This window comes from Pseudomonas sp. UBA3153 (assembly GCF_002364635.1).
Lineage (GTDB): Bacteria > Pseudomonadota > Gammaproteobacteria > Pseudomonadales > Pseudomonadaceae > Pseudomonas_O > Pseudomonas_O kuykendallii.
The window spans coordinates 43,588-69,110 of record NZ_DEYR01000035.1 but is presented as its reverse complement, the minus strand read 5'-3'; the positions used below and the strand labels follow the sequence as shown (position 1 = coordinate 69,110).

20 protein-coding genes are annotated in these 25,523 nt (G+C 66.6%); 8 read left to right on the top strand and 12 right to left on the bottom strand.

Translation table 11 applies throughout. The features are described 5' to 3' along the window. The gene (locus tag B2X67_RS08575) at positions 1–513 is read left to right on the top strand and encodes a hypothetical protein (RefSeq protein WP_286785233.1); all 513 of its coding nucleotides are present in this window, start codon (positions 1–3) and stop codon (positions 511–513) included. Positions 514–548: 35 nt separating this feature from the next. Here the strand turns inward: B2X67_RS08575 and B2X67_RS08570 are convergent, their stop codons facing one another. From B2X67_RS08570 to B2X67_RS08540, 7 genes are all read right to left on the bottom strand, one after another. After that, entirely contained in the window at positions 549–1,373 is an 825-nt protein-coding gene (locus B2X67_RS08570) for an SDR family oxidoreductase (RefSeq protein WP_286785232.1), read from the bottom strand. Between the two features lie 37 nt (positions 1,374–1,410). Continuing rightward, positions 1,411–3,390: an acetyl/propionyl/methylcrotonyl-CoA carboxylase subunit alpha gene (locus B2X67_RS08565; RefSeq protein ID WP_286785231.1), complete on the bottom strand. Its 1,980-nt coding sequence runs from the start codon at positions 3,388–3,390 to the stop codon at positions 1,411–1,413. Between the two features lie 280 nt (positions 3,391–3,670). Then, on the bottom strand, positions 3,671–4,459 hold the full coding sequence (locus B2X67_RS08560; protein ID WP_286785230.1) for an enoyl-CoA hydratase/isomerase family protein: 789 nt from the start codon (positions 4,457–4,459) through the stop codon (positions 3,671–3,673). 376 nt (positions 4,460–4,835) lie between these two features. Then, the gene (gene atuD, locus B2X67_RS08555; RefSeq protein WP_286785229.1) at positions 4,836–5,993 is read right to left on the bottom strand and encodes a citronellyl-CoA dehydrogenase; all 1,158 of its coding nucleotides are present in this window, start codon (positions 5,991–5,993) and stop codon (positions 4,836–4,838) included. Between the two features lie 141 nt (positions 5,994–6,134). Further along, complete coding sequence (gene atuC, locus B2X67_RS08550; protein ID WP_286785228.1) at positions 6,135–7,751, bottom strand: geranyl-CoA carboxylase subunit beta; 1,617 nt, start codon at positions 7,749–7,751, stop codon at positions 6,135–6,137. A gap of 4 nt (positions 7,752–7,755) precedes the next feature. After that, complete coding sequence (locus tag B2X67_RS08545) at positions 7,756–8,622, bottom strand: SDR family oxidoreductase (RefSeq protein WP_286785227.1); 867 nt, start codon at positions 8,620–8,622, stop codon at positions 7,756–7,758. Positions 8,623–8,731: 109 nt separating this feature from the next. After that, a complete protein-coding gene (locus tag B2X67_RS08540) occupies positions 8,732–10,537 on the bottom strand; it encodes an acyclic terpene utilization AtuA family protein (protein WP_286785226.1) in 1,806 nt (601 codons plus the stop codon). 195 nt (positions 10,538–10,732) lie between these two features. Here B2X67_RS08540 and B2X67_RS08535 point away from each other — a divergent pair, with 195 nt between their 5' ends. Beyond that, the gene (locus tag B2X67_RS08535) at positions 10,733–11,356 is read left to right on the top strand and encodes a TetR/AcrR family transcriptional regulator (RefSeq protein WP_286785311.1); all 624 of its coding nucleotides are present in this window, start codon (positions 10,733–10,735) and stop codon (positions 11,354–11,356) included. Positions 11,357–11,420: 64 nt separating this feature from the next. Further along, positions 11,421–12,209, top strand: coding sequence for a substrate-binding periplasmic protein (locus B2X67_RS08530; protein WP_286785225.1), 789 nt, complete (start codon positions 11,421–11,423; stop codon positions 12,207–12,209). A 72-nt stretch (positions 12,210–12,281) separates the two neighbouring features. Here the strand turns inward: B2X67_RS08530 and B2X67_RS08525 are convergent, their stop codons facing one another. From B2X67_RS08525 to eat, 4 genes are all read right to left on the bottom strand, one after another. Further along, positions 12,282–12,449 carry a DUF2897 family protein gene (locus tag B2X67_RS08525; RefSeq protein ID WP_090231234.1) on the bottom strand — a complete coding sequence of 56 codons (168 nt, stop codon included), beginning with the start codon at positions 12,447–12,449 and terminating at the stop codon, positions 12,282–12,284. Between the two features lie 56 nt (positions 12,450–12,505). After that, the gene (eutC, locus tag B2X67_RS08520) at positions 12,506–13,270 is read right to left on the bottom strand and encodes an ethanolamine ammonia-lyase subunit EutC (RefSeq protein ID WP_286785224.1); all 765 of its coding nucleotides are present in this window, start codon (positions 13,268–13,270) and stop codon (positions 12,506–12,508) included. Next, positions 13,270–14,664: an ethanolamine ammonia-lyase subunit EutB gene (locus tag B2X67_RS08515; protein WP_286785223.1), complete on the bottom strand. Its 1,395-nt coding sequence runs from the start codon at positions 14,662–14,664 to the stop codon at positions 13,270–13,272. Before B2X67_RS08515 ends, eutC begins: the two co-directional genes overlap by 1 nt. Positions 14,665–14,780: 116 nt before the next feature. Continuing rightward, entirely contained in the window at positions 14,781–16,151 is a 1,371-nt protein-coding gene (eat, locus tag B2X67_RS08510; protein ID WP_090231231.1) for an ethanolamine permease, read from the bottom strand. Between the two features lie 353 nt (positions 16,152–16,504). On the opposite strand from eat, the gene pyrF reads away from it, so the two are divergent. Further along, complete coding sequence (pyrF, locus tag B2X67_RS08505; RefSeq protein WP_282344900.1) at positions 16,505–17,203, top strand: orotidine-5'-phosphate decarboxylase; 699 nt, start codon at positions 16,505–16,507, stop codon at positions 17,201–17,203. A 111-nt stretch (positions 17,204–17,314) separates the two neighbouring features. On the opposite strand, the gene B2X67_RS08500 is transcribed toward pyrF, so the two are convergent. After that, a complete protein-coding gene (locus tag B2X67_RS08500) occupies positions 17,315–18,322 on the bottom strand; it encodes an NADP-dependent oxidoreductase (RefSeq protein WP_273234496.1) in 1,008 nt (335 codons plus the stop codon). Between the two features lie 231 nt (positions 18,323–18,553). Here B2X67_RS08500 and B2X67_RS08495 point away from each other — a divergent pair, with 231 nt between their 5' ends. The 4 genes from B2X67_RS08495 (at position 18,554) to aldA (ending at position 25,411) form a co-directional block, all read left to right on the top strand. Beyond that, positions 18,554–19,315: an SDR family oxidoreductase gene (locus B2X67_RS08495; protein ID WP_090231228.1), complete on the top strand. Its 762-nt coding sequence runs from the start codon at positions 18,554–18,556 to the stop codon at positions 19,313–19,315. A 153-nt stretch (positions 19,316–19,468) separates the two neighbouring features. After that, positions 19,469–21,442: an alkyl/aryl-sulfatase gene (locus B2X67_RS08490; protein WP_286785222.1), complete on the top strand. Its 1,974-nt coding sequence runs from the start codon at positions 19,469–19,471 to the stop codon at positions 21,440–21,442. A gap of 279 nt (positions 21,443–21,721) precedes the next feature. Continuing rightward, complete coding sequence (locus tag B2X67_RS08485; RefSeq protein WP_286785221.1) at positions 21,722–23,923, top strand: PQQ-dependent dehydrogenase, methanol/ethanol family; 2,202 nt, start codon at positions 21,722–21,724, stop codon at positions 23,921–23,923. A gap of 51 nt (positions 23,924–23,974) precedes the next feature. Further along, positions 23,975–25,411 carry an aldehyde dehydrogenase gene (gene aldA, locus B2X67_RS08480; protein WP_286785220.1) on the top strand — a complete coding sequence of 479 codons (1,437 nt, stop codon included), beginning with the start codon at positions 23,975–23,977 and terminating at the stop codon, positions 25,409–25,411. Positions 25,412–25,523: the final 112 nt, after the last annotated feature.

Below are 25,523 nucleotides of genomic sequence, written 5' to 3'. Positions count from 1 at the left end.
ATGACCACCCTTTGCCTGGCGCTTCTGCTCGCCGCCTGCGACAGCGGCGACAAGCCGGCCGGGCCGCCGAACGAGCCCGCTAGGCCGAAGCCCGTCACCCAGGTCGAACCTGCCGCGCCGCGCAAGGAATTACCGCCGCCGGTGGCGACCAAGCCCGTGGTGGCCGACAGCTCCGCCGCCAAGCCAGCGCCGCAGGCACCTGCTCCCGCCGCGCCGGTGGTCAAATCCAAAGGCAAGGCGAAGGGCACGCCCGCGGAGACGCCCGTCGAGGACGTCACGCTGGCCAAACCCAAGCTGGACCTGAGCCTGCCCCGCGAACTGGTGCAAAACCTCGAGCCCGAAGCCAAGCAGAAGGCCACCGCCAAGTCGGAGAGTGGCCTGCTGCCGCCGATGTTCGCCGAGAAGGAGAACGTGCAGCAGCCGTTCCAGCTCAGCGGGCGGGTCATCTCCAATGAGCTGGAGCGCAACAGCGGCATCGAAGGCGCCGAGCTGCAGTTCCATTTCCGCCAGTAAGTCGGCCGCGTCACCCCGACCGTTCTGCCTTGCGATCAGTCGAGAAACAGATCGCTTATCAGGCTGCCGCCTTCGGGGTCGAAGCGGTACTGCTCGAATTCGCTCTGTCCCTGTTCACGCAGGATCTCCTCGTCTATCAGCAAACGCCCGCTGAGCTGCCGGCCTTCCGTGCAGAGGATGGCGTGGGCGGCGTCGGCCATGATCGCCGGCGTTCGGGCGCGCCGGAAGGCGTCGCGGCTGCCCAGCTCGAACTCGATCGCCGCGGTGGCGATCATCGTTTTCGGCCAGAGCGCGTTGACGCTGATGCCGTACCGGCCGAACTCCTCGTGCATCCCCAGGCTGAGCATGCTCATGCCGTACTTGGTCACCGTGTAGGGGCCGTGCTGGGCGAACCACTTGCCCGCCAGGTTCAGCGGGGGGCAGAGGCTGAGGATGTGCCCGTTGGCGCTTTGCTTCAGGTAGGGCAGCGCCGCCTGGCTGCAGACCATCACCGCGCGGGTGTTTATCTGGAACATCAGGTCGAAGCGTTTGGGCTCGAGCTTCTCGACGCCGAGCAGCTTGATCGCGCCGGCATTGTTGATCAGCGCATCCAGCCCGCCGAAGTGTTCGGCCGCCTGGGCCATGGCGGCTGACACCGCGTTCTCGTCACGCACGTCGAGTTGCAGCGGCAGGGCCCTGCCGCCGGCTTCCTCCACTTCCTCGGCGACGCTGAAGATGGTGCCGGGCAGCTTGGCGTGGGGCTCGGCGCTCTTCGCCGCGACGACGATGTTGGCGCCGTCACGGGCCGCGCGCAGGGCGATCTCCCGGCCGATGCCGCGGCTGGCTCCAGTGATGAATAGCGTTTTGCCGTACAGGGACATGGTTGCTCTCCGCTCGTTGTTGTTATGCAAACCCTTGTCAGGCTTCGGATGGCTCGATTTCCACCAGCATCTGGCGATTCTTCACCTGCTCGCCCTTGTTCGCCTGGACCCGGACGACGATGCCGTCGAGGCCGGCCTTGAGCGAGTGCTCCATCTTCATGGCTTCCAGCACGACGAGCAGTTGCCCCTTGGCGACGCGCTCACCCTCGCTTACCAGTACCTCGACGATGGCGCCGTCCATGGGCGCCTTGAGCGTGGTCGAGCCTTCCGCCTGTGAAGGGTCGGCCGCGGCCTGGGTCAGGTCGACCAGTTCCAGATTGCCGAATGCGCCGTACAGCCAGAGTTTGTCGCCGGCCAGGTGGTAGGCCTGGCGCCGGCGGACTCCGTCGATTTCCAGGGTCGCCCAGCGGCCGTCGCCATCGAGCAGACGCAGTGCGATACGCGCGTCGCCAACCCGGGCGAGAAGCTGCGGCTGCGCGCCGGACTCGATCACCCGCAGCTCCACCCGATGACGCTGCTCGGCCTGCCCGAGCTGGAAGCAGGCCGTCGCCTGCGCCGCATTGCGCCAGCCGGCGCGCTGGCGGTTCGCCTGCGCGTGGGACTGGTAGAGCAGGGCGGCGGCGCAGGCCAGCTCGCCGGCAGTGGGGCGTTGCGGAAACAGGCTGGCATCGTCGGCGAAATGCTCGGCGATGAAGGCGGTGGTGGCGCGTCCGGCGGCGAACTGCGGGTGCCTGAGCAGATTGGCGAGGAAGCGCTGGTTGCCGTTCACGCCCAGCAGCACGCAGTCCTCGACCGCGCGGATCAGCTTGCGCCGCGCCTCGTCGCGGGTCGCGCCGTAGGCGATCACCTTGGCCAGCATCGGGTCGTAGAACGGGCTGATGCGCTGGCCTTCGCGCAGGCCGTGGTCGATGCGGATGCCTTCCCGCTCGGCCGGCTCCCAGCGCAGCACCTCGCCGGTCTGCGGCAGGAAACCGTGCGCCGGGTCCTCGGCATACAGGCGCACCTCCATGGCGTGGCCGGTGAGCTGGATCTGCTCCTGGCGCAGCGGCAGCGGCTGGTCCTCGGCGACCTTGATCTGCCAGGCCACCAGGTCCTGGCCGGTGACCAGTTCGGTGACCGGGTGCTCGACCTGCAGCCGCGTGTTCATCTCCAGGAAGAAGAATTCGCCATTTGCGTCCAGCAGAAATTCCACGGTGCCGGCGCCGACGTAGCTGACCGACGCCGCGGCCTTGACCGCCGCATCGCCCATCGCCTGGCGCAGCGCGGGTGTCATCACCGGGCAGGGCGATTCCTCGACGACCTTCTGGTGGCGACGCTGCACCGAGCAGTCGCGCTCGCCGAGATGCACGACGTTACCGTGTCGATCGCCGAAAACCTGGATCTCCACGTGGCGCGGCTGGACCAGCGCGCGCTCGAGGATCAGTTCGCCGTTGCCGAACGCGTTCTGCGCCTCCGATCGTGCGGTGCGCAACCCGGCGATCAGCTCGCCGCTGTCCTGCACCAGGCGCATGCCCCGGCCGCCACCGCCGGCGCTGGCCTTGATCATCAGCGGGTAGCCGATGCGCCCGGCCTGTTCGGCCAGGCTCGCCTCGTCCTGATCGGTGCCTTCGTAACCCGGAATGCAGGGCACGCCGGCTTCTAGCATGGCGATCTTCGACAGGCGCTTGCTGCCCATCAGGTGGATCGCCTCGATGCCCGGGCCGATGAAGACGATGCCCGCCGCTTCGCAGGCGCGGGCGAAGTCGGCATTCTCGGAGAGGAAGCCGTAGCCGGGATGGATGGCGTCGGCGCCGGTTTTCTGTGCCGCCGCGATGATGTTTTCGATCACCAGGTACGACTGGTTGACCTGCGCCGGGCCGATGCACACGGCCTCGTCGGCCAGTTGCACATGGCGCGCGCCGGAATCGGCTTCGGAGTACACGGCAACCGTGCGATAGCCCAGCGCGTGCGCGGTGCGCATTACCCGGCAGGCGATCTCGCCACGGTTGGCGATGAGGATCTTGTCGAATGCAGCCATGTTGTTGTCCTACTCCTGCCGTTCGAACCCGACTCGGGTTTGCGTAGGGTGGATCGCGCTTATCGATCCACCGTGCGTGTTCTGGTGGTGTGAAGAGCGACATCCACCCTACGATCTGCCGTTAAAACCACTGTGGTTTGTGTAGGGTGGATCGCGCGTTATCGATCCACCTTGCAGTGTTTCTGGTGGATGTAGAGAGCGACATCCACCCTACAAATGCTGGGTCTGTTTGTTCCCTCTCCGCCGACCTCCCTCCCGCAAGCGGGAGAGGGGAGAGCCACTACCGGGCCCACTTCGGCGTGCGCTTTTGCACGAAGGCCATCGTGCCTTCCGCGCCCTCGCTGCCCAGCACCGCGTCGGCGAACAGGCCGGCGGCGTGGTCGAGCAGGGCGTCCAGTGGTTCGTCTTCGCTGGCCAGCAGCAGCGCCTTGGTCGCCGCATTGGCGCCCGGCGCGCATTGGCGCACCTGTTCGAGCACCTGCTGCAGCTGCAGCTCCGCGTCAGGCGCGCTGAAATGCACCAGACCCAGACGCAAGGCCTCGGCACCGTCGAAGCGCGCGGCGGTCAGCGCGAGGCGCCGGGCCTGGGTCAGGCCGATGCGGCGCACGACGAAGGGTGCGATCTGCGCAGGGATGATGCCCAAGCTGGTCTCCGGCAGGCCGAACCTGGCCGTCGTCGAGGCGATGGCGATGTCGGACACGCAGGCCAGGCCGAAGCCGCCGCCGAGCACCGCGCCTTCGAGAACGGCGATCAGCACCTGCGAGGCCTGTTGCGCCTCTTCCAGCAGGGCGCCGAACGCGCGGTTCAGTTCGCGGTAGGCATCGCCGCCCCTGGCCCGCGCCCCGGCCATGTCCTTGATGTCGCCGCCTGCGCAGAAGTGCCCGCCCGCGCCGCGCAGCACCAGTGCGCGGACGTTGCGGTCCTGTTTCGCGCTGGCGATTACGGCACGTAGCTCCCCGACCATTGCCAGGCTCATGGCGTTGCGGCTGTCCGGGCGGTTGAGGGTGACGTGCAACGCGCCGGCGTCGAGCTTCAGCAGCAGGGTTTCGCAGTCGGGCAGATCGCTCATGGGAATACCTTCGAGTCCAGTGTTTCGCGGTGCAGGCCGCTACAGCGCGTAGGGTGGATCACGTCTCATCGATCCACCGTGGTGATGGGCGTGAGACGCGACGTCCACCCGACGCTCGGTCTTCATTCATGGCCTGCCATCCCTGGGCGACCACCTTCGGGCCGTCGCTACGCGACGTTAAAAAATCGTCCCCGGCTATTTTTTCTTCCCAGGCAGAAGGCCCATCAGTGCGTAGGGTGGACGTCGCCTTTTACGTCCACCGTCATGGTGGATCGATAAGGCGTGATCCACCCTACGATCAAACGTTCTTATGGCCTGCCGTCCCTGGCAGCCACCCTTCGGGCCGTCGCTGCGCGACGTTAAAAATCGTTCCCGACTATTTTTTCTTGCCCGGCAGGATGCCCATAAGCTTGCAGATGATGCCGAGCATGATTTCGTCGGCGCCGCCGCCGATGGAGACCAGCCGCACGTCGCGGTAGGCGCGCGCTACCGGGTTGTCCCACATGAAGCCCATGCCGCCCCAGTACTGCAGGCAGGCGTCGGATACCTCGCGGCCGAGGCGGCCGGCCTTGAGCTTGGCCATCGACGCCAGCTTGGTCACGTCGCGGCCTTTCACGTACATCTCGGTAGCCTGGTAGACCAGCGCGCGCAGCGCCTCGATCTCGGTCTGCAGTTCGGCCATGCGGAAGTGGATGACCTGGTTGTCGATCAGCGGCAGGCCGAAGGTGTGGCGCTGCTTGCAGTAATCGATGGTGGCGTCGACGCAGTGCTCGAGGCCCTTGATCATGTTGGCGGCGCCGAACAGCCGCTCTTCCTGGAACTGCAGCATCTGCATCATGAAGCCCGCGCCTTCGTGGCCGATGCGGTTGCGCTGCGGCACGCGCACGTTGTCGAAGAACACCTGGGCGGTCTCCGAGCTGCGCATGCCGAGCTTGTCCAGGTGCGGGCTGACGCTGATGCCGGGCGTCTTCATCGGCACCACGATCAGCGACTTGTTGACGTGCGGCTTGTCGTCGCTGGTGTTGGCCAGCAGGCAGATGAAATCGGCCGACGGCGAGTTGGTGATCCACATCTTGCTGCCGTTGATCAGGTAGTCGTCGCCGTCCTTGCGCGCGGTGGTCTTCAGGCCCGCGACGTCGGAGCCGGCGCCGACTTCGGATACGCCGATGCAGCCGACCATTTCGCCGCTGATGGCCGGGCGCAGGAACTCTTCGCGCAGCTCGTCGGAGCCGAAGCGCGCCAGGGCCGGGGTACACATGTCGGTCTGCACGCCGATGGACATCGGGATGCCGCCGCAATGGACGGTGCCGAACTCTTCGGCGGCGACGATCGAGTAGCTGTAGTCCAGGCCCATGCCGCCGAATTTCTCCGGCTTGGAGATGCCCAGCAGGCCCAGTTCGCCGGCCTTCTTGAAGATGTCGTGGATCGGGAAGCGGCCGTCCTTCTCCCACGCGTCGACGTGCGGGTTGATTTCCTTGTCGACGAAATTGCGCACCGTGCGGCGCAGCTCCTCGTGTTCCTGGGTGAAGATCATTGTTGTTGTTCTCCAGTAGGGGGTGCGGGCCGCCTGGGCTGTGTGCACCGAGACTTGGTTGGTGCGCACGGCGCACCCTACGGTCGGTTCCTGCGCAGTTCTCCGTAGGGTGCGCTATGCGCACCGATTCACGTATTGGGGTCAGAAACGCGCCACGCCGAAGCTGCTCTTCTTCAACGGCCGCCGTTCCGCCTCGGCGCAGATGTCCAGCAGATAGCCCAACAGCGTCCGCGTGTCGCGCGGGTCGATCAGTCCGTCGTCCCACAGGTTGGCGGTGCCGTAGAGCGCGGTGGACTGGCTGTCGAGTTTCTGCGCGGTGACGCTTTCCAGCATGTCGAGCATCTTCGGGTCGGCGACCTTGCCGTCCTTGGCGTGCTTTTCCTCGGTGACGATACGCAGCACCTTGCCGGCCTGCGCGCCGCCCATCACCGCGGTACGGCTGTTCGGCCAGGCGAAGATGAAGCGCGGGTCGAGGCCGCGGCCGCACATCGCGTAGTTGCCGGCGCCGTAAGAGCCGCCGACGACCAGCGTCAGCTTGGGTACCGTGGCGTTGGCCACCGCCTGAATCATCTTCGAGCCGTGCTTGATCACACCCTGGCGTTCGGACTCGGTGCCGACCATGAAGCCGGTGGTGTTGTGCAGGAACAGCAGCGGAGTGTTGCTCTGTTCGCAGAGCTGGATGAACTGCGCCGCCTTGGCCGCTCCCTGCGGGGTGATCGGGCCGTTGTTGCCGATCAGTCCGCACGGCCGGCCCTCGATGCGCAGGTGGCCGCAGACGGTCTGCGCGTCGAATTCCTGCTTGAAGGCGAGAAACTCCGAGCCGTCGGCGATCCGCGCGATGATCTCGCGCACGTCGTAGGGCTTCCTGGGGTCGGCCGGAACCACGCCGAGCAGTTCCTCGGCCGGGTACAGCGGCTCGGCATACGGGGGGTGCTCGCGCAGGGGCAACTGCGCGTTCCACGGCAGTTGGGCAATGATCTCGCGGGCGATGCGCACGCCGTCGGCGTCGTTCTCTGCCAGGTACTCGGCGGTGCCTGCGACCTGGGCGTGCATCAGCGCGCCGCCCAGCTCCTCGTCGGTGGCGATCTCGCCGGTGGCGGCCTTGAGCAGCGGCGGGCCGGCGAGGAACATCTTGGCCTTGCCGCGCACCACCACCACGTAATCCGAGAGCCCCGGCTGGTAGGCGCCGCCAGCGGTGGACGAACCGTGCACCACGGTGATCTGCGGCAGGCCCATGGCGGAAATCCGTGCCTGGTTGGCGAAGCCGCGCGCCCCCTCGACGAAAATTTCCGCCGCGTAGTTGAGGTTGGCGCCGCCGCTTTCGGCCAGGGTCACCAGCGGCAACTTGTTCTCCATGGCGATCTGCTGCAGGCGCAGGGTCTTCTTCAGTCCGCTGGGCGAGATGGTGCCGCCCTTGATCGCGCTGTTGCTGGCGTTGATCAGGCAGCGCACCCCGGCGACGTAGCCGATGCCGGAGATGATCCCGCCGCCGGCCTGGGTGCCGTCCTTGTCGTCGTGCAGCTTGTAGCCGGCCAGCGCGCAGAGTTCGAGGAACGGGCTGCCGGCATCCAGCAGCAGGTCGAGCCGTTCGCGCGGCAGCAGCTGGCCCCGGCGGTCGAACTTATCCCTGGCCTGGGCAGCCTTCTCCAGGCATTGCCGTTCGACGCTGCGAAAACTCTCGAGGGCCGCCAGCATGGCTTCGCGGTTGGCGGCGAAGGTGTCGCCGTGTACGTCGATTTCGGACTGGATCACCGGCATCGCGTCATTCTCCCTTCAGCACGTCCGGCAGGTAGGCCCGGTGGAAGCCGTTGTAGCCCTCGGCGTTCTTCGCGGCGCCAAGCGGCCAGGCCCGGCTGCCGAGGCTCGCCGCGCCGTCGATGCGGATACTGTTGCCGCTGATGAAGGCCGCCGCCGGAGACAGCAGGAACACGATGGCGGCGGAGACTTCCGACTCGCTGCCGATGCGTTGCACCGGCACGTGGTCCTTGAGCGAGCGGATCATCTTCTTCATCGCCTCCGGGTAGGTGTCCATGCCGCTGGAGGCGATCCACCCCGGCGCCACCGCGTTCACCCGCACCCCGGCGTGACCCCACTCGACGGCGGCGGTCTTGGTGAAGTTCTCCATGCCCGCCCGTGCCGCGCCGGAGTGGCCCATGCCGGGCATGCCGCCCCACATGTCCGCGAGCATGTTGACGATGCTGCCGCCGGTCCGGCTCATGCTCTGGTTGAAGACTTCGCGGGCGACCAGGAAGCCGCCCACCAGGTTGGTGCGCACCACGGTCTCGAAGCCTTTCTGGTTGATCGAGGCGAGCGGGGCGGGGTACTGCCCGCCGGCGTTGTTGACCAGGTGATGGATCGGCCCGTGCTCGGCGATCACCGCCGAGACCATGGCCTTCACCGCGTCTTCCTCGCGGATGTCGCAGACCTGAAAGCTGGCGCTGCCGCCGTCCTCGACTATCTCGCCGGCGGTGCTTTCCAGCTTGTCCTGCTTGCGTCCGACCAGCACCACGTGGGCGCCCAGGGCCGCCAGTTCGTGCGCGGTGCAACGGCCGATGCCGCTGCCGCCGCCGGTGACCAGCACGATCCGGCCGCTGAACAGGCCGGGTTTGAAGATCGAGTCGTATGTCATTGTTGTTGTCCTTCGGCTCGTTTCGGGCACCACCCTGTCAAGGTGGTGCCTTGTCTGTCGCGTAGGGCGGACAACTGCGTCGCGTTGTCCACCCCGCTGATTCGCCCGGCTACACCTCGTGGTCCACCGGCAGCGTCTCCGCCAGCGCGCAAGGCACCGGCACCGGAAATTCCAGCAGTTGCTGGGCGAACGCCTTGCCTTGCGGATCGATGCGCAGGCTGGCCACGCCGCCTCCGCCCAGGGCGTTCTCCAACAGGAAATTCAGGCTGTGCGTACCGGGCAGGTACCAGCGGGCGACGCGCCCGGTGACCGGGTCGAGCACGTGGCGCATCCACTCCACCACGGCATCGCAGGTCAGCGCTTCGGCGATCCACGGCAGGTACTCGGGGCGCCGCGCCATCACCCCGATGTTGCTGTGGTCGCCCTTGTCGCCGGAACGGGCCACGGCGAGGCGGATCAGCGGCACGCTGGTGTCCGCTTCGCCCTCGGGGCGCGGCGGTTGCAGGTCCTCGGGCAGTTCCCGGGTATCCAGCGCCGGGCGGGGCGGCAGGGCCACGGGCAGGCGATCACCGTTCAGCTCGACGCTCAGCGCGCAGGCGCCCTTGTCGATCAGGAAGGAGAACAGGCGGATCACCGGGTACACCGTTGGCCGACCGCCGACGATGCCGGTCAACCCCGGCGCCATGCCGGTCGCGGCCTGGGCAATCTCGCGGGAGAACAGCAGCAGGGCTTCCTTCCTCGGATGGCGCACGCCGATCTTCACCACCACCTCGCGGGCGTCGCGGCGTTCGGCCCGTGCGCCGTAGGTGGCTTCGGCGCCGAGCAGCTCGATGTCGACCTGGGCGAAAGGCGGCCAGCGGCGCTGGGCGAACATTTCCTCGCAGCGCGCGACTATTGCCCGGCTGACCCGTTCCGCCTTGCGCACCGCATCGATCCCGGCGATCAGGAAACTGGCGACGCAGCGGAAGCCGTCCGGCCAGGTGGCGCTGACCTTGTAGCGTTCGGTGGGCGGCAGGCCACGGGCGCCCTGCACGGCGACGCGGTCTTCGCCGACCTGCTCGAGCGTCACCTGGGTGAAGTCGCAGATCACGTCTGGCAGCAGGTAGGCGCGTGGGTCGCCGATCTCGTAGAGCAGTTGCTCGCCGACGCTGAACGGGCTGACCAGGCCGCCAGTTCCCGGCGGTTTGCCGACCACGAAGCGGCCGTCGGCGGCGACCTCGACGAGAGGGAAACCGATGTGCTCGTAGTCCGGCACGCTTTCCCAGTCGGTGAAATTGCCGCCGGTGCACTGCGCGCCGCACTCGATGATGTGGCCGGCCAGCGCGGCCTGGGCCAGCCGGTCGTAGTCGTCCCAGGCCCAGCCGAACTCATGCACCAGTGCGGCGCTGACCACCGCGCTGTCGACCACCCGGCCGGTGATGACGATGTCCGCGCCCTGTTGCAGCGCCGCGACGATGCCTGGCGCGCCGAGGTAGGCATTGATCGACACGCACATCGGCGGCAGCGGGTCGCCGCTGAACATCTCCTGGATGCCGGCCTTGCGCAGCTCGGCGAAGCTCGGCTGCAGGTCGTCGCCGTGCAGGACGGCGATCTTCAGGTCGACGCCGGCCTCAGCGCAGGCGCTGGCGAGGGCCTGGGCGCAGGCCTTCGGGTTGACCCCGCCAGCGTTGCTGATCACGCGGACGCGCTTGCTGGAAATATCCTCCAGCAGCGGCGCCAGCACCTCGACGAAATCTGTCGCGTAGCCGGCCTCGGGGTTCTTCATGCGGGCGCCGGCCATGATCGACAGGGTGATTTCCGCGAGGTAGTCGAATACCAGGTAGTCCAGCTCGGCCCCCTGGACCAGCTGTGCGGCGGCCGTCGACGTGTCGCCCCAGAAGGCCGAGGCGCAGCCGATGCGAACGGTCTTGGTCATGGAGTATTCCTGCAGCCCGATTCGATTGCAGTGAAGCCTACCAAGCAAGCGCTTGGTTTAAAAGCCCAGATCAACGCTTTCTTGCCCAAGCGCTTGCTTGGCAACCTCGCGCAGCATAAATTCCCCCGCATACACAACGACTTGCGTGCATCGGACGTTTTCCGGGGCGCATCAGACAGCATCGGGGAACTCAGCGTGGACGATCGGCAGGCCCAGGCAGTGATGGCGGAATTGCTCGCCAGTGGACAGATCACCGATCCTGACAGCGCCCGCGGCAAGCTGCTGCAAACGGCGGCGCACCTGTTCCGCAGCAAAGGTTACGAGCGCACCACCGTGCGCGACCTGGCCAGCGCGGTGGGCATCCAGTCAGGCAGCATCTTTCATCACTTCAAGAGCAAGGACGAGATCCTTCGTTCGGTGATGGAGGAAACCATCCGCTATAACACCGCGCTGATGCACGCCGCGCTGACTCAGGCCGAGGATCTGCGCGGGCGCGTGCTGGCGCTGATCCGCTGCGAGCTGCAGTCGATCATGGGCGGAACCGGGGAGGCGATGGCCGTGCTCGTCTACGAATGGCGTTCGCTGTCCGAGGACAGCCAGCGCTACATCCTCGGTCTGCGCGATACCTACGAGCAGCTCTGGCTCGACGTGCTCGATGAAGCCCGCGCGGCGGGCTATTTCAGCGGCGACAGCTTCATCCTGCGGCGCTTCCTGACCGGCGCGCTGAGCTGGACGAACACCTGGTTCCGTCCCGAGGGTCCGATGAGCCTGGATCAACTGGCGGAACAGGCGCTGTCGCTGGTCATCAAGGAACGCTGAAATCGGCCGATAACGGGTAGCCCCGAATCCGCGGGCGTCTTCACTCGTCATCGGGGTACCCTTCGTGTCCGCGCCCAGTAAAATTCTCTTCCTGCTCTGCTGCCTGCTGGCGCAGTCGCTGGCTGCCGCGCAGCGCGTGATGGTCGGTGCGAGTGAGTATCTGCCTTACGTGGCGATGCCGGCGCAGGGTGAGCCGGGTGGCTTGCTGCCGGAGTTGCTGGACGCGATGAACGCCGTGCAGGACGACTACCGCTTTGAGATCACGCTGACTTCCACGGGGCGGCGTTACCGTGATTTTACCCGCGGTCGTATCGACCTGGTGCTGTTCGAGTCCCGCCAGTGGGGCTGGCAGGACACTCCCATGCAGACCCTCGACCTGGGGATCGATGACTCGGAGGTCTTCGTCGCCCGCGCGATGCCTGGCCGGGACCAAAGCTACTTCGCCACGCTGGAGGGCAAGCGTCTGGGTCTGCACGTTGGCTATCACTATGCCTTCGCCGATTTCGAAAGCGACAGCGAGCGCCTGCACCAGCGCTTCGACGCCATCCTCAGCCGCTCCCACGAGACCAATCTGGAGATGCTTCTGCACCAGCGCATCGATCTCAGTGTAATGACCAAGTCCTACCTGCGCATGTACTTCGACGCGCACCCCGAGCGGCGTGAGCGGTTACTGGTTTCCACGCGCGTGGACCAGGCCTTCCGCCCGCTGGCGCTGATCCGCCCGAACGGACCGATCGACGCCGAGCGACTTTCAGCGATCCTCGAAACCCTGAAGCGCAACGGGCGTTACGCCGCGCTGCTGACACGCTATCACCTCGATGCTGCGCCCGGACAGGCCGACGCCAAGCGCTAGACCGTAGGCCTGGGCCCGTGGGACGACCTGACGGGCTGGCGACCATCGAGTGGGCTAAGCCTCTCAGAGCGGTCAGCGGTCGTCCGCGTCCTGGGCGTCCGCTTCGGCGTTGCGCTGGTGGACGCGGTCGAGTTGTTCCTTGGACAGCGGCACTTCCTTCGCCGTGTCACGCAACATCATCAGACCGCCGACGATGGAGCCGATGGCGACCAGCAGAATCAGCCAGGCATACCAGGGCATGGGAGTCTCCTTGTTGTCGTTGGGTGTCCTTACCTTAGGACGCGCGGAGCAACCTGTCAGTTCGCCGGCAGTACGTCATGCAGCGTGCTGTCGTCCTTCAGCGCCACGCCGGAGAGCTGCAGGCGCAGCGCGCCACGCACCAGGTGGTCGAGCTTGTGGGCGGCGACGCCATAGGGCAGGCCTTCGGGACGCACGTTGGAGATGCAGTTGCGCTCGCTGTCCATCAGGCCGACCTTCGGCGCGTAGCTGACGTACAGCCCGAGGCTGTCCGGCGAGGTCAGCCCGGGACGCTCGCCGATCATCACGATCACCAGCCTGGCCCGCAGCGCCTCGCCGATGCCGTCGCCGATGGCCACGCGTCCCTGTTCGGCGAGCACCACCGGCGTGTTCGCCCAGTCCGCCTCGAAGCGCTCGCGGAACAGGCGCAGCAGCGGCAACGCATGCTTTTGCACGGCGATGGAGGACAGCCCGTCGGCGATCACCACGGCCAGTTCCGGCGCCGGGGCTTCCTCGCGCAGGCGTTCGCGGCAGGCCTCGTCGAGGCTGCGGCCACGGTCCGGGCGCAGCAGGTAGATGTGCCGGTCCTCGGCGTCGCTCTTCACCCGCAGGGTGCGGAAGCCGGCGGCCTGGAGTTCGTCGCCGAGGGCATCGAAATCCAGCGGCCGGTGCACCGCGTCGCGCGCCTGGGCGTGCGCCAGGCCGAACTTGAGTACCTCGCGGGTCGGCAGGCTGGAGCCGACCCGGCCGAGGGCGATGCGCGCCGAGGTGTGCGCGCGCAGTTCGTCCCAGGGGTTGCCTTGCGTCAGGGTCAGGTCGCTCATCAGGCGGCTCCGGAAAGGAAGGGCAGTTGCTTGAGCAGGTGGTGGCCGCGACCGATCTCGCGCAGTTGCCCGGAGGCCTCGGTGATCGCCATGCGTGTCAGCCAGGCATCGAATTCCGGTGCGCGCTTCAATCCAAGCACGCTGCGCAGGTAGAGCGCGTCGTGGAACGAGGTGCTCTGGTAGTTGAGCATGATGTCGTCGGCGCCCGGGATGCCCATGATGAAGGTGATCCCGGCGGCGCCGAGCAGGGTCATCAGGGTGTCCATGTCGTCCTGGTCGGCTTCGGCATGGTTGGTGTAGCAAACGTCGCAGCCCATCGGCACGCCAAGGAGCTTGGCGCAGAAATGGTCTTCCAGCCCGGCGCGGATGATCTGCTTGCCGTCGTAGAGGTACTCCGGGCCGATGAAGCCGACCACGGTGTTGGTCAGCAGCGGCTTGAACTCGCGGGCCACGGCGTAGGCGCGCGCCTCGCAGGTCTGCTGGTCGACGCCGTGGTGGCCGCCCGCGGAAAGCGCCGAGCCCTGGCCGGTTTCGAAGTACATCAGGTTGTCGCCGACGGTACCGCGGCCGAGGCTCTGGGCGGCGTCGTGCGCTTCGCGCAGGATCGACAGGTCGATGCCGAAACTGGAGTTGGTCTTCTCGGTGCCGGCGATCGACTGGAACATCAGGTCCAGTGGCGCGCCGGCCTCGATGGCCTGGATCTGCGTGGTGACGTGGGTGAGCACGCAGCTCTGCATCGGAATGTCGAAGTGCTGGCGGACCTCATCGAGCATCTGCCAAAGGCGCATCAGGGTCGGCAGCGAGTCGCTCGCCGGGTTGATGCCGACCACCGCGTCGCCCGAGCCGTAGAGCAGGCCGTCGAGCATGCTCGCCGCGATGCCGCGCACGTCATCGGTTGGATGGTTGGGCTGCAAGCGCACGGAGAGGTGGCCGGGCAGGCCGATGGTGTTGCGGAAGCGGGTCACCACGCGGCACTTCTTCGCCGCCAGGATCAGGTCCTGATTGCGCATCAGCTTGCTCACCGCTGCCGCCATTTCCGGCGTGATGCCTGGCGCCACGGCGATCAGCGTGGCGCTGTCGGTGGAATCGAGCAGCAGCCAGTCGCGCAGGTCGCCGACGGTGAGGTGGGAGATCGGGGCGAACGCCGCGAGGTCGTGGCCGTCAATGATCAGGCGGGTGACTTCGTCGGCTTCGTAGGGAATCAGCGCTTCCTCGAGAAAGCGTTTGAGCGGCACGTCGGCGAGAGCGATCTTCGCCGCCATGCGTTCTTCGTAGGTCGCGGCGGCGAGGCCGGCCAGATAATCGCCGGAGCGCGCGGGGCTGGCCTTGGCCAGCAGGGTCTTGAGGTCGGCGAAGCGGTAGGACTGGCTGCCGACGGATGTGCTGTAAGGCATGGCGGGGCTCCGTGGGGCGGGCCGCGGCGCGTCGGTGTCCGGTGCGCGACGGCGGGCTCGGAAACGACGACGCCGGGCGCAAGCGTCCGGCGTCGGCACTCAGGCGTCACTAAACGTCAGGCGGCACCACCGGTCAACAGCACGTCGCTGCGGGCGTTGGCGCGCTGATGGCCGGTCAGAAGGAAGTAGACGAAGCCCACCACCATGAAGCCCAGGAAGATCAGTCCGATGATCGCGTTGAACCAGGCCATCGCCACCAGGCAGACGACTGCCAGCACCAGGGCGATGCCCGGCACGATCGGGTAGCCCGGCGCGCGGAAGGTGCGCTCCAGGTTCGGCTCGCTCTTACGCAGCTTGAACAGGCTGAGCATGCTCATGATGTACATGACGATGGCGCCGAACACGCTCATGGTGATCATCGCCGCCGTCAGGGTCATGCCTTGCAGGTTGATCAGGCCGTCGCTATAGATCGCCGCGATACCGACCACGCCGCCGGCGATGATCGCCCGGTGCGGGGTCTGGAAGCGCGACAGCTTGGCCAGGCTGGCCGGCAGGTAGCCGGCGCGGGCGAGGGCGAAGAACTGCCGCGAATAGCCCAGGATGATGCCGTGGAAGCTGGCGACCAGACCGAACAGGCCGATCCAGACCAGCATGTGCAGCCAGCCGGAGCTTTCCCCGACGACCACTTTCATCGCCTGCGGCAGCGGGTCGTTGATGTTCGACAGGGCCGCCCAGTCGCCGACGCCGCCGGCGAAGATCATCACGCCCATGGCCAGCGTGACCAGGGTCAGGATGCCGGCGATGTAGGCCTTGGGAATGGTGCGTTTCGGGTCCTTGGCTTCTTCGGCGGCCATGGCGGCGCCTTCGATGGCGAGGAAGAACCAGATGGCGAAGGGGATCGCGGCGAAGATGCCGGAAATCGCCGCGCCGCCAAACTCGTTGGAGCCGGCCCAGCCGTTGAGCACGAAGTTGCTGAAGCTGAAGCCCGGTGCCACCACGCCCATGAACACCAGCAGCTCGGCCACCGCGAGGATGGTCACCACCAGCTCGAAGGTCGCAGCGATGCTGACGCCGAGGATGTTCAGCGTCATGAAGACGATGTATGCGCCAACTGCCGCAAGCTTCGGATCGAGACCGGGGAACTGCACGTTGAGGTAGGCGCCGATGGCCATGGCGATGGCCGGCGGCGCGAAGACGAACTCGATCAGCGTGGCGAGGCCGGCGATCAGTCCACCTTTTTCACCGAAGGCGCGGCGGCTGTAGGCGAAGGGCCCGCCGGCGTGGGGAATGGCGGTGGTCAGCTCGGTGAAGCTGAAGATGAAGCAGGTGTACATCGCCGCCACCAGCAGCGCGGTAACCAGGAAACCGAGCGTTCCCGCTACGCCCCAGCCATAGCTCCAACCGAAGTACTCTCCGGAAATCACCAGGCCGACGGCGATACCCCACAGGTGCAGGGTGCCGAGGGTGGGTTTGAGTTGCGTGCTCATGCTGACCTCTCAATGGATTTACGACACGTCCTGTTACGTTTTGCAGCCGTCGTGCCAGTCTTGCGTTTGCACGAAACAGAGCCTGGCCCAGCGGTTCCCGTGGCCTCGCACGGCGTGACCGGCGGGTCAGCGTGCGTCGCGCTGGTGCGTCGAACGGAGAGAGTGAATCGATTCAGCGCGCGCCACCGAGCCAAAGTCGAGCGCGCCAGCCGGGAGGATCGGGGCGCAGCCAGGTCGTCCGCCAGGCGTACGGAGAGGTCGGAAAATCGTCGCTCGGCACCTCGCGCGGCTACGGAAAATTCCGGCTTTCTGCGACAATGCGCGCCGTTTTCGATCCGCCGTGAGAGCCCGCCATGTCCGCCTGCCAGTCCCCGATCATCGTCGCTCTGGATTTCCCGTCCCGCGACGCCGCGCTGAAACTCGCCGACCAGCTCGATCCGGCGCTGTGCCGGGTCAAGGTCGGCAAGGAGCTGTTCACCCGCTGTGGCTCGGACATCGTCGGCACATTGCGCGACCGGGGCTTCGAGGTTTTCCTCGACCTGAAATTCCACGACATCCCCAACACCACGGCGATGGCGGTGAAGGCGGCGGCGGAGATGGGCGTGTGGATGGTCAACGTGCACTGCTCCGGCGGGCTGCGGATGATGGTCGCCTGCCGCGAGACGCTTGAGCGCCTCAACGGGCCGAAGCCGTTGCTGATCGGCGTGACCGTGCTGACCAGCATGGAGCGCGAGGACCTGGCCGGAATCGGCCTGGACGTGGAACCCCAGGTTCAGGTGCTGCGCCTGGCGGCGCTGGCGGAGAAAGCCGGGATGGACGGCCTGGTCTGCTCGGCGCAGGAGGCCAGCGCGTTGAAAGCGGCGTATCCACGGCTGCAGCTGGTCACTCCCGGCATTCGCCCGGCCGGCAGCGCGCAGGACGACCAGCGTCGCATCCTCACCCCGCGCGAGGCGCTGGACGCCGGCTCCGACTATCTGGTGATCGGCCGCCCGATCAGCCAGGCGGCCAACCCGGCGCAGGCGCTGTCAGCGGTGGTCGCCGAACTGGCCTGAGGCCTCGTCGATAGCTCGGATCCCAGACGGACCGTAGGGTGGGCTTCAGCCCACCGCTTCGGCGCTGAGCGCACTGTGGTGGGCTGAAGCCCACCCTACGCAAGGCGTCGCTCAGCTGACCTTCAGCACCAGCTTGCCGAAGTTCTCGCCCTTGAACAGTTTGCCGAGGGTTTCCGGGAAGGTTTCCAGGCCTTCGACGATGTCCTCGCGGCTCTTCAACTGGCCGCTGGCCAGCCAGCCGCCGATCTCCTTCATCGCCGCCGGGAAGCCGGCCGCGTGGTCCATCACCACGAAACCTTCCATGCGCGCGCGGTTCACCAGCAGCGACAGGTAGTTGGCCGGGCCCTTCATCGCCTGCTTGTTGTTGTACTGGCTGATGGCGCCGCAGATGACCACCCGCGCGCCGCGGGCGAGACGGCTCAGCACGGCGTCCAGGGTGTCGCCGCCGACGTTGTCGAAGTAGACGTCGACTCCCTTGGGGCATTCGCGCTTGAGTCCCTCGGCGAGGTCCTCGCTCTTGTAGTCGATGGCGCCGTCGAAGCCCAGTTCGTCGATCAGGTAGCGGCACTTCTCGGCGCCGCCGGCGATGCCGATCACGCGGCAGCCCTTGATCTTGGCGATCTGCCCGGCAACGCTGCCGACCGCGCCGGCGGCGCCGGACAGCACCACGGTATCGCCGGCTTTCGGCGCACCGGTTTCCAGCAGGGCGAAGTAGGCAGTCATGCCGGTCATGCCGAGGGCGGACAGGTAGACCGGCAGCGGCGCGCGCTGCGGGTCGACCTTGTACAGCCCGTTCGGCGCGCCGAGGTAATAGTCCTGCACGCCGAGCGCGCCGTTGACGTGGTCGCCGACGGCGAAGTCGGGGTGCTGCGAGGCGACCACTTCGCCCACGCCCAAGGCGCGCATCACCTCGCCCAGGCCCACCGGCGGAATGTACGACTTGCCCTCGTTCATCCAGCCACGCATGGCCGGATCGAGGGACAGGTACTTCACGCGGACCAGGATCTGCCCCTGGCCGGGTTCGCCCACCGGCTTCTCGACGTACTCGAAAATGTCGCGGGTGGCTTCGCCGACGGGGCGTTTGGCGAGGAGGAATTGGCGATTAGTGGCGGCAGTCATGGCAGGTACTCGAATCGATGGGTAGGTGACTGTGATAGTTCGCCCGGCGCCCAGGTTCAAGTTTCGTCTGCCCGGGAAATGCCCGCCGATCCGTTCGACTGATGGTGGGGCAGGGTGCTTCATCAGCAGGATGGATCGCCAGCCAACCGGCGTCCTGATAGTGATGCCGACCTGCGTGGGTGCGTGGATAGACTGCGGCACACCATTACTCGCCACTGCTGAGGACTGACGATGAGCATGACGTTTTCCGGCCAGGTTGCCCTGGTCACCGGCGGCGCGGCCGGTATCGGCCGCGCGACCGCCCTGGCGTTCGCCAGCGAAGGGTTGAAGGTGGTGGTGTCCGACCTGGATGCCGCCAATGGCGAAGCCACCGTCGAGGCGATCCGCGCCGCCGGCGGCGAGGCCTGCTTCCTGCGCTGCGACGTCACCCGCGAGGCGGACGTGAAAGCCCTGATGGAAGGCGTGATCGGCGCCTACGGTCGCCTGGACTACGCGTTCAACAACGCCGGCATCGAGATCGAGAAGGGCAAGCTGGCCGACGGTGGCGAGGACGAGTTCGACGCCATCATGGCGGTCAACGTGAAGGGCGTCTGGCTGTGCATGAAGCACCAGATCCCGCTGCTGCTGGCCCAGGGCGGCGGCGCGATCGTCAACACCGCCTCGGTGGCCGGCCTCGGCGCGGCGCCGAAGATGAGCATCTACGCCGCCTCCAAGCATGCGGTGATCGGCCTGACCAAATCCGCGGCGATCGAGTATGCGAAGAAGAAACTGCGGGTCAACGCGGTGTGCCCGGCGGTGATCGATACCGACATGTTCCGCCGCGCTTACGAGGCGGACCCGCGCAAGGCCGAGTACGCCGCCGCCATGCACCCCGTCGGTCGCATCGGCCTGGTCGAGGAGATCGCCGCCGCGGTGCTCTACCTGTGCAGCGACGGCGCAGCCTTCACCACCGGTCACGCGCTGGCCGTGGACGGCGGCGTCACCGCGATCTGATCGCCTCGCCAGGTCGCCGCTTCGCGACGGCCTTCGGGCGGAACGGCAGGGATGCTTTTTCCGCCTACGCGCTCTCTTTCACGCGTGGTACGGGACAAGCGGCCGTTTCGCTTGTCGCACACTGCGATCGTCCTAGAAGAAGAGAGAAACTTCATGCCCGTGCCCCTTTTGCTGCAAGGCCTATCCCTGGCCCTGTTCGGCGGATTCGTCGCCACCTCGCTGGCGGCCGAGACACCCAAGCCGGCCACCGCGCTGACCGCATCGGTCAACGCCGCCTGGAACGAGCGCCTGCCGTTCGCCGACCAGGCCGATTTCCAGGCGGCCCGTCGCGGCCTCATCGAAGCCTTCGACGGCGTGATCCGCGACGGGGACGGCAAGCCGGCCTGGGACCTTCCCGCCTATGCCTTCCTCAACGGCAAGCCGGCGCCGGACTCGGTCAACCCCAGCCTCTGGCGCCAGGCGCAGCTGAACAACATCGCCGGGCTGTTCCAGGTCAGCGAGCGGCTGTACCAGCTGCGCGGCATGGACCTGGCGAACATGAACGTCATCGAGGGCGACACGGGGCTGATCATCGTCGACCCGCTGCTCAACCAGGCCACGGCGAAGGCTGCGCTGGAGCTGTACTACAAGCACCGCCCGCGCAAACCGGTGGTGGCGGTGATCTACACCCACGCGCACGTCGATCATTTCGGCGGTGTGCGCGGGGTGGTCGACGAGGCGGACGTCAAGGCCGGCAAAGTGCACATTTATGCGCCGGAAGGCTTCTTCGAGCACGCCATCAGCGAGAACGTGATGGCCGGCCCGGCGATGAGCCGCCGCGCGCAATACATGTACGGCGCGCCGCTGCCACGCGGCGAGCGCGGCCAGGTCGACGCCGGGCTCGGCAAGTCGGTGCCCAGCGCCGGCACCATCACACTGATCCGGCCCACCGACGTGATCGCGCAGCCCATCGAGCGGCGTCGCGTCGACGGTATCGACATCGAGTTCCAGCTGACGCCCGGCACCGAGGCGCCGGCGGAAATGAACCTGTACTTCCCGCAGTTCCGCGCGTTGTGCATGGCCGAGAATGCGGCGCGCGTGCAGCACAACATCCTTACCCTGCGCGGCGCGCTGGTGCGCGATCCGAAGGTCTGGGCCGGCTATCTCGACCAGGCGCTGCAGCGCTACGGCGACAAGTCCGACGTGCTGTTCGCCCAGCATCACTGGCCGACCTGGGGCCAGGCGGAGATCCAGACCTTCCTCGCCGACCAGCGCGACATGTACGCCTTCATCAACAGCCAGACGCTGCGCCTGCTCAACCAGGGGTTCACGCCGATGGAGATCGCCGAGAAGCTGAAGAGGCTGCCGCCCAGGCTGGCCAACAAGTGGTACACCCGCGATTACTACGGCTCGCTGAGCCACAACGTGCGCGCCGTGTACCAGCGCTACATGGGCTTCTACGACGGCAATCCGGCCAACCTGAACCCGCTGCCGCCGGTCGAGGCCGGCCAGCATTACGTGGCGGCCATGGGCGGGGCGGACAAGGTGCTGGCGCTGGCCCGCGAGTCGTTCAAGCAGGGCGACTATCGTTGGGTGGCGCAACTGACCAACCACCTGGTGTTCGCCGAGCCGGACAACAAGGCCGCCCGCGAGCTGCAGGCCGACGCCCTCGAGCAGCTCGGCTACCAGAGCGAGAACGCCACCTGGCGCAACGCCTACCTGATGGGCGCCAACGAGCTGCGCAACGGTGTTTCCAGGCAGCCCGGCGTCGGCAGCAACGCGCCGGACCTGGTCCGCTCGCTGACCCCGGCGATGTTCTTCGACTACCTGTCGGTGCGCATCGACGCCGAGAAGGAGGCCGGCGAGGACCTGCTGATCAACTGGAGCTTCAGCGACCTCAAGGAAGACTACGCACTGACCCTGCGCAACGGCGTGCTCACCCATCGCGACGGCGTGCTGCATCCCCAGGCCGATGTCAGCGTGACCATGGACAAGGCGCTGCTCGACCGCATCGCCCTCAAGGAAACCAGCTTCCTCAAGCAACTCATGGTCGGCAACATCAGCATGCAGGGCGAACGCCTCAAGCTTGGCCGGCTGCTGGGCGGCATGGACGATCCGGACGGCAACTTCAATATCGTCACGCCCTGAGACCTCCGTCCTCCTCCCCGAACGCGGCTCCGGCCGCGTTTTTCATGCCTGTCGTTCGGCGTCGCGCCGCTCATGGCTGTCGCAGAACTGTTCTGCCTGTCTCGGCGAATGCGACAGCTGTCGCGGCGCGCGATGCCCCTGCAGTCGCCTCTCTGATCGCTGAAAGCCGCGTCGCTCCTGGGCTGCAACGGCTCAGCCGGTGGCTGGCATAGCGGTTGCTCTCCTGAGTGGGACTGCAGCGAAACGCTCCAGCCCCTAATAAGAAATCGGGAGAAACCCATGAAACAGATTGGCCTCGCTTCGCGCGCAGCCCGCTTGCCTGAAAGCGGGCGTGCCTCTGGCGCCGTTCCACTGACTTCCCTGTGCATCGCCATCCTTCTCGCCCTCGGCTCCACCACCTCGCTGGCCGCACCTCAGCCGGCTGCTGTGGACGGCGCGCGGATCGCCGCTGCGGACAAGGAACCCGGCAACTGGATGTCCACCGGCCGCACCTACGACGAGCAACGCTTCAGCCCGCTGAAACAGGTCAACGACGGCAACGTCGACAAGCTCGGCCTGGCCTGGAGCTACAAGCTGGATATCGACCGTGGCGTCGAAGCCACACCCATCGTCGTCGACGGCGTGATGTACACCACCGGGCCGTTCTCCATCGTCTACGCGCTGGATGCGCGCGACGGCAAACTGCTGTGGAAATACGACCCGCAATCCGACCGCTCGCGCGCCGGCGAAGCCTGCTGCGATGCGGTGAACCGCGGCGTGGCGGTGTGGAATGGCAAGGTCTATGTCGGCGTGCTCGATGGCCGCCTGGAGGCCATCGACGCCAAGACCGGGCAGAAGGTCTGGAGCGTCGACACCCGCAGCGACCACAGCCGCAGCATCACCATCACCGGCGCGCCGCGCATCGTCAAAGGCAAGGTCATCATCGGCAACGGTGGCGCCGAATTCGGCGTGCGCGGCTATATCACCGCCTACGACGCCGAGACCGGCAAGCAGGACTGGCGCTTCTTCACCGTACCGGGTGACCCCAAGGAAATGCCCGAAGGCAAGGGCATGGAAATCGCCGCCAAGACCTGGTTCGGCAACAACTACCACAAGCAGGGCGGTGGCGGGACGGTGTGGGATTCGATGTCTTACGACCCCGAGCTGAACCTCCTGTACATCGGCGTGGGCAACGGCTCGTCGTGGAACCCGCGCATCCGCAGCGAAGGCAAGGGCGACAACCTGTTCCTCTCCTCCATCGTCGCCATCAACCCGGACAATGGCGAGTACGTCTGGCACTACCAGACCACGCCGGGCGATGCCTGGGACTACACCGCGACCCAGCACATCATGCTGGTGGACTTAGAACTCGACGGCAAGAAACGCAAGGTGCTGATGCAGGCGCCGAAGAACGGCTTCTTCTACGTGATCGACCGTGAAACCGGCGAGCTGCTCTCGGCGAAGAACTTCATCCCGATCAACTGGGCCACCGGCATCGACATGAAGACCGGCCGGCCGATCCGCAACGAGAAGGTCGCCGAGTACTGGAAGGACCCGGAGAAAAAGGCCCGCCTGATCCAGCCGGCGTTCTGGGGCGCGCACGACTGGCAACCGATGTCGTACAACCCTCAGACCGGGCTGGTGTATATCCCGGCGCATATCATGTCGGCCATGTACCAGGACGTCGATGGCGCGCCGCCACGTTCGAAGTTCAAGAGCATTTACCAGCTCGACGTGAACACCGGGATGATGCCCGAGGACCCCGAAGGCCTGCGCAAGATCGCTGACACCTGGACCGGCAAGCTGATCGCCTGGGACCCGGTCAAGCAGGAAGCCGCGTGGGAAGTGCCGTACACCACCATCTTCAACGGTGGAACCCTGAGCACCGCCGGCAACCTGGTGTTCGAAGGCACCGCCAACGGTCGCGTGGTGGCCTACGCCGCCGACACCGGCAAGAAGCTCTGGGAACAGCCCGCCAACACCGGGGTGATGGCGGCACCGGTGACCTATGAAGTGGACGGCGAACAGTACGTGACCTTCATGGCCGGCTGGGGCGGGGCGTTCTCCACGTTCGCCGGCGCGCTGTCGTTGCGCGCCGGGGTCAAGCCCAACGCCCAGGTGCTGACCTACAAGCTCGGCGGCACCGCCAAGCTGCCCGACCTCAAGGACCGCTTCGCCGACCGCAAGCCCGAGCCGCCGAAACTCACCGGCACCCAGGCACAGATCGACCAGGGCCGCGAACTGTTCAATTCGAGCTGCTCGCAATGCCACGGCATCAATGCCATCAGCGGCGGCGTGGTGCCTGACTTGCGCACCCTGAGCAAGGAAAACCACGAGCGCTTCCTCGGCATCGTCTATGGCGCGCGCATCCCGGACGGCATGCCGTCGTTCGAGGGCCATCTCGACGTGAAGCAGGCCGAAGCGGTGCATCAGTACCTGATCAAGCGTGCCTACGACCTGCAGGAACAGCAGGCTTCCGCCAAGAAGACCGCCGCCAACTGACCCCCGGACGCCCGCTGCGGCGGGCCTTTACTCGTGGATGGGAGAAACGCAATGAGCACCATCGTCACCTACCAGAACTACATCGATAACGCCTTCATCGGCAGCGAAGAGCTGATCGAGGTGCATAACCCGGCCAACGCCGAGCTGTTGGCGCGAGTGCCGCAAGCGACCAATGTGCAGGTCGAGCGCGCCATCGCCGCCGCGCGCAAGGCGCAGAAGGGCTGGGCCGCCAAGCCGGCCATCGAACGCGCCGGCTACCTGCGCAGGATCGCCCAGAAGGTGCGCGACAACGCCGAGCGCCTGGCCCGCGTCATCACCCAGGAGCAGGGCAAGGTGCCTGGCCTGGCGCTGGTGGAAGTCAACTTCACCGCCGACTACCTCGACTACATGGCCGAATGGGCGCGCCGCCTGGAAGGCGAAATCCTCACCAGCGACCGCGCCGGGGAAAACGTCTTCCTGTTCCGCAAGCCGCTCGGCGTGGTCGCCGGCATCCTGCCGTGGAACTTCCCGTTCTTCCTCATCGCCCGCAAGATGGCGCCGGCTTTAATCACCGGAAACACCATCGTGATCAAGCCCAGCGAGGAAACCCCGATCAACTGCTTCGAGTTCGCCCGCTTGGTGGCCGAAACCGATCTGCCTGCCGGGGTGTTCAACGTGGTCAGCGGCACCGGCGCCGGCGTCGGACATGCCCTCACCAGCCATCCCGGCGTCGACCTGATCAGCTTCACCGGCAGCGTCGCCACCGGCTCGCGGATCATGGCCGCTGCCGCGCCGAACATCACCAAGCTCAACCTGGAACTGGGCGGCAAGGCGCCGGCCATCGTGCTGGCCGATGCCGACCTCGAGCTGGCCGTGAAAGCGATCACCGCCTCACGGGTGATCAACACCGGGCAGGTGTGCAACTGTGCCGAGCGGGTTTACGTCGAGCGCAAGGTGGCCGACCAGTTCATCGATAAGCTGGCCAGCGCCATGGCCGCCACCAAGTACGGCGACCCGTCCACCGATGCCGACCTGGACATGGGCCCGCTGGTCAACCAGATCGGCCTCGACAAGGTCGCGCAGATGGTCAAGACCGCCAGCAGCCAGGGCGCACAGATCGTCACCGGCGGCGCGGTGGCCGACCTGGGCAAGGGTTTCCACTACCAACCGACGGTGCTGGCGGGCTGCAAGTCCGACATGGAGATCATGCGCAAGGAAATCTTCGGCCCGGTGCTGCCGGTGCAGATCGTCGATGACCTGGATGAAGCCATCGCCCTGTCCAACGACTGCGAATACGGCCTGACGTCATCGATCTACACCCGCAGCCTCGGCGCGGCGATGAAGGCCTGCGCCGAGATCGACTTCGGCGAGACCTACATCAACCGCGAGAACTTCGAGGCCATGCAGGGCTTCCACGCCGGCGTGCGCAAATCCGGCATCGGCGGCGCGGACGGCAAGCACGGCCTCTACGAGTTCACCCACACTCACGTCGTCTACATCCAGAACTGAAGGGCGGTTTCTCCTTGCATCGCCAGCCCTCTCCCGCTCGCGGGAGAGGGCCGGGGAGAGGGGGAATACCTTCATCTGGCGCCGATCGCCAACGCCGCCCTGCAGCGGGTTA

Bases quoted from the DNA above. Each gene is read 5' to 3' on its own strand.
- B2X67_RS08575 (WP_286785233.1), top strand. From the start codon at position 1: ATGACCACCCTTTGCCTGGCGCTTCTGCTCGCCGCCTGCGACAGCGGC.
- B2X67_RS08570 (WP_286785232.1), bottom strand. From the start codon at position 1,373: ATGTCCCTGTACGGCAAAACGCTATTCATCACTGGAGCCAGCCGCGGC.
- B2X67_RS08565 (WP_286785231.1), bottom strand. From the start codon at position 3,390: ATGGCTGCATTCGACAAGATCCTCATCGCCAACCGTGGCGAGATCGCC.
- B2X67_RS08560 (WP_286785230.1), bottom strand. From the start codon at position 4,459: ATGAGCGATCTGCCCGACTGCGAAACCCTGCTGCTGAAGCTCGACGCC.
- atuD (WP_286785229.1), bottom strand. From the start codon at position 5,993: ATGATCTTCACCCAGGAACACGAGGAGCTGCGCCGCACGGTGCGCAAT.
- atuC (WP_286785228.1), bottom strand. From the start codon at position 7,751: ATGCCGGTGATCCAGTCCGAAATCGACGTACACGGCGACACCTTCGCC.
- B2X67_RS08545 (WP_286785227.1), bottom strand. From the start codon at position 8,622: ATGACATACGACTCGATCTTCAAACCCGGCCTGTTCAGCGGCCGGATC.
- B2X67_RS08540 (WP_286785226.1), bottom strand. From the start codon at position 10,537: ATGACCAAGACCGTTCGCATCGGCTGCGCCTCGGCCTTCTGGGGCGAC.
- B2X67_RS08525 (WP_090231234.1), bottom strand. From the start codon at position 12,449: ATGCCCTGGTATGCCTGGCTGATTCTGCTGGTCGCCATCGGCTCCATC.
- eutC (WP_286785224.1), bottom strand. From the start codon at position 13,270: ATGAGCGACCTGACCCTGACGCAAGGCAACCCCTGGGACGAACTGCGC.
- B2X67_RS08515 (WP_286785223.1), bottom strand. From the start codon at position 14,664: ATGCCTTACAGCACATCCGTCGGCAGCCAGTCCTACCGCTTCGCCGAC.
- eat (WP_090231231.1), bottom strand. From the start codon at position 16,151: ATGAGCACGCAACTCAAACCCACCCTCGGCACCCTGCACCTGTGGGGT.
- pyrF (WP_282344900.1), top strand. From the start codon at position 16,505: ATGTCCGCCTGCCAGTCCCCGATCATCGTCGCTCTGGATTTCCCGTCC.
- B2X67_RS08500 (WP_273234496.1), bottom strand. From the start codon at position 18,322: ATGACTGCCGCCACTAATCGCCAATTCCTCCTCGCCAAACGCCCCGTC.
- B2X67_RS08495 (WP_090231228.1), top strand. From the start codon at position 18,554: ATGAGCATGACGTTTTCCGGCCAGGTTGCCCTGGTCACCGGCGGCGCG.
- B2X67_RS08490 (WP_286785222.1), top strand. From the start codon at position 19,469: ATGCCCGTGCCCCTTTTGCTGCAAGGCCTATCCCTGGCCCTGTTCGGC.
- B2X67_RS08485 (WP_286785221.1), top strand. From the start codon at position 21,722: ATGAAACAGATTGGCCTCGCTTCGCGCGCAGCCCGCTTGCCTGAAAGC.
- aldA (WP_286785220.1), top strand. From the start codon at position 23,975: ATGAGCACCATCGTCACCTACCAGAACTACATCGATAACGCCTTCATC.